At 32.0% G+C, this 10,433-nt stretch carries 9 protein-coding genes; 6 read left to right on the forward strand and 3 right to left on the reverse strand.

Annotated elements, in window-relative coordinates:
- Positions 1 to 75: 75 nt before the first annotated feature.
- Complete coding sequence (locus CD147_RS06890; protein WP_103166683.1) at positions 76 to 1,053, reverse strand: metal-dependent hydrolase; 978 nt, start codon at positions 1,051 to 1,053, stop codon at positions 76 to 78.
- Between the two features lie 148 nt (positions 1,054 to 1,201).
- Between CD147_RS06890 and mutY the strand changes: the two genes are divergently transcribed.
- The 3 genes from mutY to CD147_RS06905 all read left to right on the forward strand — a co-directional run bounded on the left by mutY (position 1,202) and on the right by CD147_RS06905 (position 4,816).
- Complete coding sequence (gene mutY, locus CD147_RS06895; RefSeq protein ID WP_103166684.1) at positions 1,202 to 2,248, forward strand: A/G-specific adenine glycosylase; 1,047 nt, start codon at positions 1,202 to 1,204, stop codon at positions 2,246 to 2,248.
- A gap of 123 nt (positions 2,249 to 2,371) precedes the next feature.
- Positions 2,372 to 2,914 carry a nucleoside tri-diphosphate phosphatase gene (ntdP, locus tag CD147_RS06900; protein ID WP_103166685.1) on the forward strand — a complete coding sequence of 181 codons (543 nt, stop codon included), beginning with the start codon at positions 2,372 to 2,374 and terminating at the stop codon, positions 2,912 to 2,914.
- 165 nt (positions 2,915 to 3,079) lie between these two features.
- Positions 3,080 to 4,816 carry an ABC transporter ATP-binding protein gene (locus tag CD147_RS06905; protein ID WP_103166686.1) on the forward strand — a complete coding sequence of 579 codons (1,737 nt, stop codon included), beginning with the start codon at positions 3,080 to 3,082 and terminating at the stop codon, positions 4,814 to 4,816.
- A gap of 153 nt (positions 4,817 to 4,969) precedes the next feature.
- Here CD147_RS06905 and CD147_RS06910 read toward each other — a convergent pair whose 3' ends face one another.
- Positions 4,970 to 6,064 carry an FUSC family protein gene (locus tag CD147_RS06910; RefSeq protein WP_103166687.1) on the reverse strand — a complete coding sequence of 365 codons (1,095 nt, stop codon included), beginning with the start codon at positions 6,062 to 6,064 and terminating at the stop codon, positions 4,970 to 4,972.
- A gap of 196 nt (positions 6,065 to 6,260) precedes the next feature.
- The gene (locus CD147_RS06915) at positions 6,261 to 7,550 is read right to left on the reverse strand and encodes a glutamate-1-semialdehyde 2,1-aminomutase (protein ID WP_103166688.1); all 1,290 of its coding nucleotides are present in this window, start codon (positions 7,548 to 7,550) and stop codon (positions 6,261 to 6,263) included.
- Between the two features lie 81 nt (positions 7,551 to 7,631).
- Here CD147_RS06915 and bcp point away from each other — a divergent pair, with 81 nt between their 5' ends.
- The 3 genes from bcp (at position 7,632) to perR (ending at position 9,599) form a co-directional block, all read left to right on the forward strand.
- Positions 7,632 to 8,057: a thioredoxin-dependent thiol peroxidase gene (gene bcp, locus CD147_RS06920; RefSeq protein WP_103166689.1), complete on the forward strand. Its 426-nt coding sequence runs from the start codon at positions 7,632 to 7,634 to the stop codon at positions 8,055 to 8,057.
- Positions 8,058 to 8,092: 35 nt separating this feature from the next.
- On the forward strand, positions 8,093 to 9,049 hold the full coding sequence (locus CD147_RS06925) for a phosphoglycerate dehydrogenase (protein ID WP_103166690.1): 957 nt from the start codon (positions 8,093 to 8,095) through the stop codon (positions 9,047 to 9,049).
- Between the two features lie 94 nt (positions 9,050 to 9,143).
- Positions 9,144 to 9,599 (forward strand): peroxide-responsive transcriptional repressor PerR, encoded by a 456-nt coding sequence (gene perR / locus CD147_RS06930; protein ID WP_103166691.1) that lies wholly within the window; start codon positions 9,144 to 9,146, stop codon positions 9,597 to 9,599.
- The last annotated feature ends 834 nt before the right edge of the window (positions 9,600 to 10,433 follow it).

A 10,433-nucleotide genomic window follows, 5' to 3' on the forward strand; every position in this document is an offset into this window, starting at 1 on the left:
AATGTCTCAGCCTTTACTAGTTTAGCAATCAATAATAGAAATATTAGTTTTTAAATAAATTAGAGAGTTATTAGATTAATGTGAATACAATTTCTTTTGTAACTTTTCTTCACTGAAAACCCATCCAATATACGAGTGGTCAATATTATTATCATTATCGACATGAGCAATTGCGGCAAAGGAATAATGCCCTTTATTTAAATATCTCAAGTCTATAAGTCTTATCTCAGTGGTATCATCATCTAATCTTCTTGTTTGCCAACGATAGATTGAAGAAAAGTTTAAAAATGTTCTAATGTCAGAGTTGCTTTTAAGTTGCCATAATAATGTATCAGGAGAAAAGTTTTGACGCTTCACTTTATCACTAAATACGACATTACGACCGTGAGCTCTACCTACATAATCATGTTCTTCAGTTTGGATAGCGACTCTCCATTCCATAAATTTCATTGTAGGCGCCACAAAGATTTTTACTGGGTTATGTTGTTGTTGAATTTGTTTTAACGCTTGTCTTTTAATAATAGCTTGCATTTGGAAACGAATAATATAATACACAATTAATACGCCGATAATAGGGAAAAAGACCAAGAACGGATGAACACCCAATAACCAAATGATAATTCCAAGACATAAAATGCTAAAGATGATGGGGTCAAACGTGTTAATAACGCTTAGTTGAATCCATTTGTTCGTTATTGGCCGTAATGCTTGAGTGCCATATGAGTTAAAGATATCTACAAATACATGTAAAAATACTGCAAGTTGTGCCCATAACCATATATGAGTGGTATCTACATTAGGAAAAATGACGTAAATAAAGAATGCAATCAATATGGGCCATAAAATAGTAAAAGGTATCGAATGTGTAATCCCTCTATGATGGGAAATATATGTAGCATTATTTTTTAGTTTTAAAACTGTATCACCATCAGGGATTAAAGATCCAGCAATAAGTGTAGTTGCAGTAGCTACCATTGTATTAGCCATCACAGGATCTTGTGTGGCTAATGCAGTTAGCCCGACACCCATTGCAATATGTGTGGCTGTATCCATAAACGTTCACTCTTTTCATCTTAATTTAATTTATATTATAATCTAAAAGTTACAATAACAAAATGAAGAGACTTAACAAAATATTAAATAATTTAGCACATTGAATTACATTCAATAAATGTGAGAGCAGTAGAAAGGAAAAATGTTGATGTTACAAGAGCACTCTTTTAAAGAAAATATAGTAACATGGTTCGAGAAAAATCAAAGAACAATGCCTTGGCGAGAAACTACTAATCCATATTATATATGGCTAAGTGAGGTAATGCTGCAACAAACTCAAGTGAAAACAGTTATAGATTATTATCACCGATTTATTACACGTTTTCCTACAATTGAAGATTTAAGTCAAGCCCACGAAGACGAGGTGCTCAAATATTGGGAAGGACTAGGTTATTATAGTCGTGCACGAAACTTCCATACTGCTATTAAAGAAGTAGAAGCGGAATATGGAGGCCTCGTGCCGAATTCTCCTGAAAAATTTGGCAAGTTAAAAGGCGTAGGCCCCTATACACAAGCAGCTGTTATGAGTATAGCGTATAATCAACCGCTTGCTACTGTAGATGGAAATGTATTTAGAGTATGGTCGCGTATAAATAACGATGCACGTGATACTAAATTACAATCAACGCGAAAAGCTTTTGAACAGGAATTACAACCATATGTTAATGAAGAGGCCGGGACTTTCAATCAATCGATGATGGAACTAGGGGCTTTGATATGCACACCTAAAAATCCATTATGTTTATTTTGTCCTGTACAAGAAAATTGTGAAGCCTTCAAAGAGGGCACTGTTTTAGAACTTCCAGTTAAAACTAAAAACGTTAAGAAAAAAACTGTAGAACAAAGTATATTTTTAATTAGAAATAATAAAGGGCACTATCTCATTGAGAAACGTCAAGAAAAGTTATTAAACGGTATGTGGCAATTTTTAATGTTTGAGGAACCTAATGCACTAGAACAATTAGAAGCAAAGTTAGGCATGTCACTAAATATTGCTGAAGAAAAAGTATGCCAATTCAAACATCAATTCACACATAAAACTTGGAATATGCAAGTATATAGTGTAATTGAGGAAGTAAATCTTTCAGAAAAAGAAATAAATAAGAAAAATATGACTTGGTTTGATTTAGATAAGCGACAAAATTACACAATGCCCGTATCTATGAATAAAGTATATGAATTCATTAATGGTTAACTTCTATAGATAAGTCACAATCTAAATTTAAATCCATTAATATTTTAACCATTCCTTTCTAAAGACTACCTTAAAAATATGCTATAATCTAAAGTGCGAAAATAATAAAAGGTGGTGTGGAGTATGGTTAAAGAGTCCATACCTAAGGAAGGCGAAAATATAAAAATTCAGAGTTACAAACATGATGGCAACATTCATAGAGTATGGTCTGAAACAACAATATTAAAAGGTACGGATCATGTTATCATAGGTGGCAATGATCATACGTTAGTTACTGAAAGTGATGGCAGGACTTGGATTACAAGAGAACCAGCGATTGTATACTTTCATTCAGAATATTGGTTCAATGTCATTTGTATGTTTAGAGAAGACGGTATCTATTATTATTGTAATTTATCTTCACCTTTTGTCTGTGACGAGGAAGCGTTAAAATATATCGATTACGATTTGGATATTAAGGTTTATCCTAATGGAAAATATCACTTGTTAGATGAAGATGAATATGAACAACATATGAATCAAATGAATTATCCTTCTGATATTGACGTTATCTTACGTCGCAATGTTGATATTCTTCAACAATGGATTGAACAAAAGAAAGGGCCGTTTGCACCTGACTTTATTAAAGTTTGGAAGCAAAGATATAAAAAGATACGTAATTATTAAGCATAAAAGATGTAATTACGATTTATTTGTTTTATAGTACTTGAGTGATAATAGTTAGAGGTTGAAATGACTTTATTATTATAGACGTTGTAGTTTGTAATACTAAGTCTTCAACCTCTATTAATTTTCATTTAGTAAATAAGAGCGACATAAGGGGGGATTGGAATGATACGACGCTATTTAGAGTTTGTAAAACCATATAAATATCGTATTATTGCCACCATTATAATTGGTATTATTAAATTCGGCATACCGATGTTAATTCCATTATTAATTAAATACGCTATTGATGGCGTAATTAATAATCATGCGCTTTCAACAAATGAGAAATTCCAACATCTTGGCATCGCTATTGGGATTGCTTTATTCATATTCTTAATTGTGAGACCACCAATCGAGTATTTACGTCAGTATTTAGCGCAATGGACAAGTAACAAAATCTTGTATGATATTCGTAAACAATTATACAACCACCTACAAGCATTAAGTGCAAGATTCTATGCTAATAATCAAGTAGGTCAAGTCATTTCAAGGGTTATTAATGATGTAGAACAAACGAAAGACTTTATTTTAACAGGTTTAATGAACATTTGGTTAGACTGTATCACTATCATTATTGCACTAACGATCATGTTCTTCTTAGATGTTAAATTGACGTTTGCTGCGCTCATCATTTTCCCATTCTATATTTTGACAGTATATTTTTTCTTTGGACGCTTAAGAAAATTAACCCGCACACGTTCACAAGCGTTGGCAGAAGTTCAAGGATTTCTACATGAGCGTGTTCAAGGCATGTCTGTTATTAAAAGCTTTGCGATAGAAAATAATGAAGCTCAGAACTTTGATCAAAAGAACAAAAACTTCTTAAATAAAGCTTTCCAGCATACATCATGGAATGCCTATTCTTTCGCTGCTATTAATACTGTTACAGACTTAGGGCCAATTATCGTCATTGGAGTAGGTGCCTACCTAGCGATTAATGGTTCGATTACAGTTGGTACGTTAGCAGCTTTCGTTGGTTATTTAGAACAACTTTTTGGCCCTTTAAGAAGATTAGTAGCTTCGTTTACTACCTTAACCCAAAGTTTTGCTTCTATGGACAGGGTCTTCCAACTCATAGATGAAGATTATGATATTAAAAATGGAGTTGGGGCACAGCCAATTGAAATTAAAGAAGGCCATATTGAATTAAAAGATGTAAGTTTCAAATATAATTCAAATGAAGCAACAATTTTAAAAGATATTAATCTTAACATCAATAAAGGTGATACCGTAGCATTTGTAGGAATGAGTGGCGGTGGTAAGTCGACATTAATTAATCTAATACCACGTTTCTATGACGTTTCGAAAGGTGAAATTCTAATTGATGGCCATAATATTAAAGATTTCTTAACAGGTAGTTTAAGAAATCAAATAGGATTGGTACAACAAGATAATGTGTTATTCTCTGATACGGTTAGAGAAAATATTTTACTTGGACGACCAAATGCGACAGAAGAAGAAATTATTAAAGCCGCTAAAATGGCCAACGCACATGATTTTATCATGAACTTACAAGATGGTTATGATACAGAAGTAGGGGAACGAGGCGTTAAATTATCTGGTGGTCAAAAACAACGACTATCTATCGCACGTATCTTCCTAAACGATCCACCAATTTTAATTTTAGATGAGGCAACTAGTGCGCTTGATTTGGAAAGTGAAGCAATTATTCAAGAAGCCTTGGATGTATTAAGTAAAAATCGTACAACGCTTATCGTTGCCCATCGACTATCAACGATTACTCATGCTGACAAGATTATTGTTATGCAAAATGGTCAAATCGTTGAAACAGGATCACATCAAGAACTTATTGCTAAAAAAGGCGCTTATGAACACCTATATAGTATTCAAAATCTATAAAATATTACAGAGTGAGAGACTTAAACCCTAAAATAAGAGGCGTAGAGAAGATTCAATCGTGAATCAACTCTACGCCTTACTTAATATTAGCCTATCGTTTTGTTTGTTTTACGTGTTTCATCCGAGAGCTATATAAACTACTTACTTTTTAAGTTATAAATCAAAGTCTTCATCTGCAATATCTATATCCGTATCATTACGGTGATAAGTAAAGAAACTCAGTCTTAAACGATCAAGATGTTCTAAAAAGTAACGATATTCCTCTATTGTTGCGATGATTTGCATAATATTTGAATAAGAATACTCTACTTGATATGGATTTTGAATAAGTTGTTGTTGGAAGGCATCCATAAGATCTTTCTTTTGTGGGTTTCTAATTTGATTATCAAAATGTTCAACATTATATCGCGCTTTTTTTGATAAACTTTTCAATATTTGTTCGTGATATGCTGTTAAAGAATCTAATTCTAATTTAATTTGGAAAATGAGATTATGATTTAAACTATGCAAATCATTTTGATAACGCGCCATACGATTTAAAACTTCATAGGCTTGTCTAGTAGTACCCACTACTTCTTTAAATAGGATTTTCTTTCGATTTTGTTGAAAAGTAGCTTTCCTAGTTAAAGCTTTCTCTTCATTGTAATAGTTGAAAATTTGTTCGAGTTTCGATATGCGTGATTCTATCTGTTCACCATCTTCTTTAATCTGATGATAGTCAGAGGCATCGTTTAATACAAGTTTAAACCATATAAATATATCAGAAGCTATATTCACTGAATTATGGTAAATTTTCGTTTCGAATTTTGGTGGAAGAAAAATTAAGTTAACCACCGAAGCACTTACTACACCAATCATGACTAAAATAAATCTAAATGCAGCTGCTACATAAAAAGAACCAGTGTGTTGCCCCATAATGATAAGCGCAGTAACTCCAGCTAATGTAGCAACATGTGCTAAATTCAACTTGTATAAAATGGCGATTAATAGAATCACAGTTACACCCATGATGACTATATTTTTACCAAATATAGTGACCATTATAACTGCGAGAATAGCGCCAATGATGTTACCTGTAGCTTGTTCGGAGATTGTTTTAATAGAGCGATAAATATTAGGTTGCATTGCTACAATCGCACTAATTCCTGCTACAGATTTCAAACCGACATCATCAGGTAAGAAAGAAGCTATGAACAAAGCAAGGATGATTGCAATACCAGTCTTAAGTATACGAGCTCCTAGCCTCAACTATAACGCTCCTTTAAAATTTATTTATAGTTAATAACATTGAATTTAGTATACACTTGAAATAAGAACCTATACAAGTTTTATATTGAAGAAATAAAGAAATCTACTAAATTGAGATACTATTTAAAGTTAACAATTTAGTAGATTAATTTAATGTTAAACTCTGAGATGCTAGATTTAAAAATCTTTTAACTGATTATTTCATTTGGCTAAATGCATAGTCTGCAGCTTCGAGTGTTTTGTCGATATCTTCTTCAGTGTGTTCCGTTGTAAGGAACCATGCTTCAAATTTAGAAGGTGCTAAATTAATACCTTGGTGCAACATAAGTTTGAAGAATTTTCCAAATGCTTCCCCATCTGAGTTTTCAACTTGTTCATAATGAGTAATGTGTTCGTCAGTGAAATAGAGCGTTAATGAACCATAAACTCTATTAATTGTAGCGGTAATATTATGTTTCTCGATTAATTTATTTAATCCATCTTCTAGACGTTTGCCCAGGGCATCTAACTTTTCATATACGCCATCTTGCTCAAGAACTTCTAATAGGGCAATACCGGCTCTCATTGATAGAGGGTTACCAGCCATCGTTCCTGCTTGATATGCCGGACCTAAAGGCGCAACATGTTCCATGATATCTTGGCGTCCACCATATCCACCAATTGGAAGACCGCCACCAATAATTTTCCCGAAAGCTGTTAAATCAGGGTAAACATTTAATAAGTCTTGTGCTGCTCCATAATGGAAGCGGAATGCAGTGATTACTTCATCATATATTACTAATGCTCCATATTCATGTGTGATTTTATTTACTTCTTCTAAAAATCCTGGTTGAGGTTCTACCATACCGAAGTTACCTACAATAGGTTCAACTAATACTGCAGCTACTTCATCGCCCCAATGTTTCATAGCTTCTCTATAAGATTCAACATCATTAAATGGTACAGTAATAACTTCTTTAGCGACGCTTTCAGGAACACCAGCTGAGTCTGGAGAACCCAATTGTGAAGGACCACTGCCAGCAGCCACTAATACTAAGTCGGAATGACCATGGTATGAACCAGCAAATTTTATGATTTTATTACGTTTAGTATAAGCGCGTGCAACACGAATAGTTGTCATGACAGCTTCAGTTCCAGAGTTTACAAATCTAATTTTCTCTAAAGAAGGAATAGCCTCACGCAATTTTTTACTAAATTCAATTTCTAGTTCTGTTGGCGTACCATAAAGAACACCTTTAGCTGCTTGATCTTGAATAGCTTCAGTAATATGAGGATGTGCGTGGCCAGTAATGATAGGACCATAAGCTTGTAAGTAATCGATAAACTTATTGCCATCTACATCATATAAATAAGCTCCGTGCCCTTCTTGCATCACGACTGGTGCACCGCCACCAACTGCTTTATAAGAACGTGAAGGTGAGTTTACACCACCTAAGATATATTCATTAGATAATTCTTGGAGACGTTCACTCTCTGTGAAATTCATTTATTATCAACCTCTCTTATTTTAATAATATTCATTACTATCGTATCATATAAATAACAATATTAAGAAATAGGTGAAACAATGTTAAAAAAGGGCGATAAATTACCAACATTTAAGCTAGAAAACCAACAAGGCGATTGGATTACAAACCATACAATTAAGGGGAGTAAGACTATTTTATATTTCTATCCACGCGACAATACACCTACATGTACTACGGAAGCTTGCGATTTTAGAGATAACTTATCTAATTTTAATGATTTAAATGTTAAAGTATTTGGCATAAGTGGTGATTCTAAGAAAAAGCATCAAAATTTTATTGAGAAAAATAATTTGAACTTTGATTTACTGGTTGATGAAGATTACCACTTTTCTAAAGAGCTGGGCGTGTACCAACTTAAACGCTCATTCGGTAAAGAAAGCATGGGAATTGTGCGTACTACATTTGTAATTGATGAAGAAGGATATATTATTGATGTTATCGAGAAAGTAAAAGTAAAAACATAAATGGAAATCTTAAAACAAATATTGGGGTGAGAATTATGAAAATTGTGAGTTTAAAACGCTTAGGCGATATAGAGAAATATCTCATTGATAAATACCCAGAATTGAAGTTTTCTTTCTTTAACAAAGCTAGTGAAATACCAGAGCATTTAAAAGCTACATTAGACGTCTTGATAGGCTATGACGGTAAAGTCGATAAAGCGTTTCTTCAGGATTGTCCGAAATTAAAATGGATAGCTTGGTACGCTACTGGTGTAAATAACCTACCATTGCAATATATTAAAGATAGAAATATAATCTTAACTAATAGTAGGGGTGTTCAAGCTAAGCAATTATCTGAATTTATATTAGCATTCATCTTAGACGATTATAAAAAAATGCGTACATCATATAACAACCAACAACATCATATCTATGACTCTAAATTAACTGGGAAACGCCTAAGCGGAGCAAAATTATTGTTTTTAGGAACTGGTGCACTAGCTCAAGAAGCTGCTAGATTATTACAACCCTTTAAGGTAGAAATTATTGGTATTAGCAAATCAGGACAAGAAAAGAAAGATTTTAATCAAATATATAAAATAGAAGAATTAGATAATGTTCTAAGTCAAAGTGAAGCGGATATTATCATTAATACGTTGCCCGAAACAAAGGAGACTTATCATTTATTAAATAAGGAGCACTTTGAACGTATGGATAATGAAACATTATTTATTAATGTTGGTAGAGGTACAATAGTAGCTGAAGAAATCATTTTAGAAGTATTAAGAAATAAAACTATTCGTCATGCTTATTTAGATGTTTTTGAAAATGAACCTTTACCATCGGAACACCCACTTTATGATATTGAAAATGTAACAATAACCGCACATATCACTGGAAATGATTACAATATTAAAAAAGATTCTACACAGATATTCGAAAGAAACTTGAAATCTTTTCTCAATAACGAGGGGATAAATGAGAATTTAGTTGATCTTGATAAGGGATATTAGTAGAATACTAGCGTACTTATTGACATTAAGCTTTCTGAACAGTTATATTAATATAAGGTAATAATAATTCTTATGTAGAAAGATGGTGAATATAATGAGTGCGGAGATAGAGTCGATAGAACATGAACTTGAAGAATCAATTGCAGCTCTTAGAAAAGCAGGAGTAAGAATTACACCGCAAAGACAAGCAATTATCCGTTTTCTAATTACTTCTCATTCACATCCAACAGCGGATGAAATTTATCAAGCACTTTCACCTGATTTTCCAAATATTAGTGTTGCGACTATCTATAATAATTTAAGAGTATTTAAAAATATCGGTATCGTTAAAGAATTAACATATGGAGATTCATCCAGCCGATTTGATTTTAATACACATAATCATTACCACGTTATTTGTGAGAAATGTGGAAAGATTGTCGATTTCCATTATCCACAATTGGATGAAGTTGAACAACTTGCTCAACATATTACGGAATTTGACGTAACACATCACCGTATGGAAATATATGGAATATGTAAAGAATGCAGAGATAAAGAAGAACAATAATGAGTGAAATATTATTAGTAGCACAATGGATTAAAATATTCATTGTGTTTTTTCTTTTATAATAGATAAAAAGCTCCAAATTTAAAGATTAACAGTGATAAATTAATATAAACTGAATGATCATAAAATACATGCGAGTAAATAAGTAATAACAATAATATAAATTAAACTAATTCGAGTAGGCTAGTGATTAACAAAAAGGAAGAATATAATATATTTAACTATTAGAATGCTTAATATAGTAATTACTTTTACGAGAGCGAAGACGATGGGTAAATCACAAATAATTAATAATCCTAACTTAATATTTACCTTATTTAATATGAGAAGAGTCCTAAAACTCAATATAATTAATATAAATAATACTCTTTAACGTTAAAGAATACATTTTACGTATAAAATTAAACATAATTCTATATAATAAATGATTGACGTCTAATTACAAACTTGCTATTATGTAAAAGTCGTCAAAAACAAAAGAAACATTTTTGAAACGGTTGATTAAGTTTTTTAACTTAATGTTAAGAAAGTGTAATTTTGACTATTGAAAATAAAAACAAAACATTATAAGATATCACTTGTTGAAATAATCAATTGAGTTTTGAAGAGAACAAATTTCGATTTAATAAAAATGAAAAAAAGTTCTTGACAGAAGATAATGATTGTTGATATAATTAATAAATGTAACTGTTTGAAATGAACATTGAAAACTGAATGACAATATGTCAACGTTAATTCCAATAAAGTGACTTAAATGTTACAAACATTATTTAGTATTATGAGCTAATCAAACATCATAAATTTTTATGGAGAGTTTGATCCTGGCTCAGGATG

Origin of the sequence: Staphylococcus devriesei (assembly GCF_002902625.1) — a bacterium.
GTDB classification, from domain to species: domain Bacteria; phylum Bacillota; class Bacilli; order Staphylococcales; family Staphylococcaceae; genus Staphylococcus; species Staphylococcus devriesei.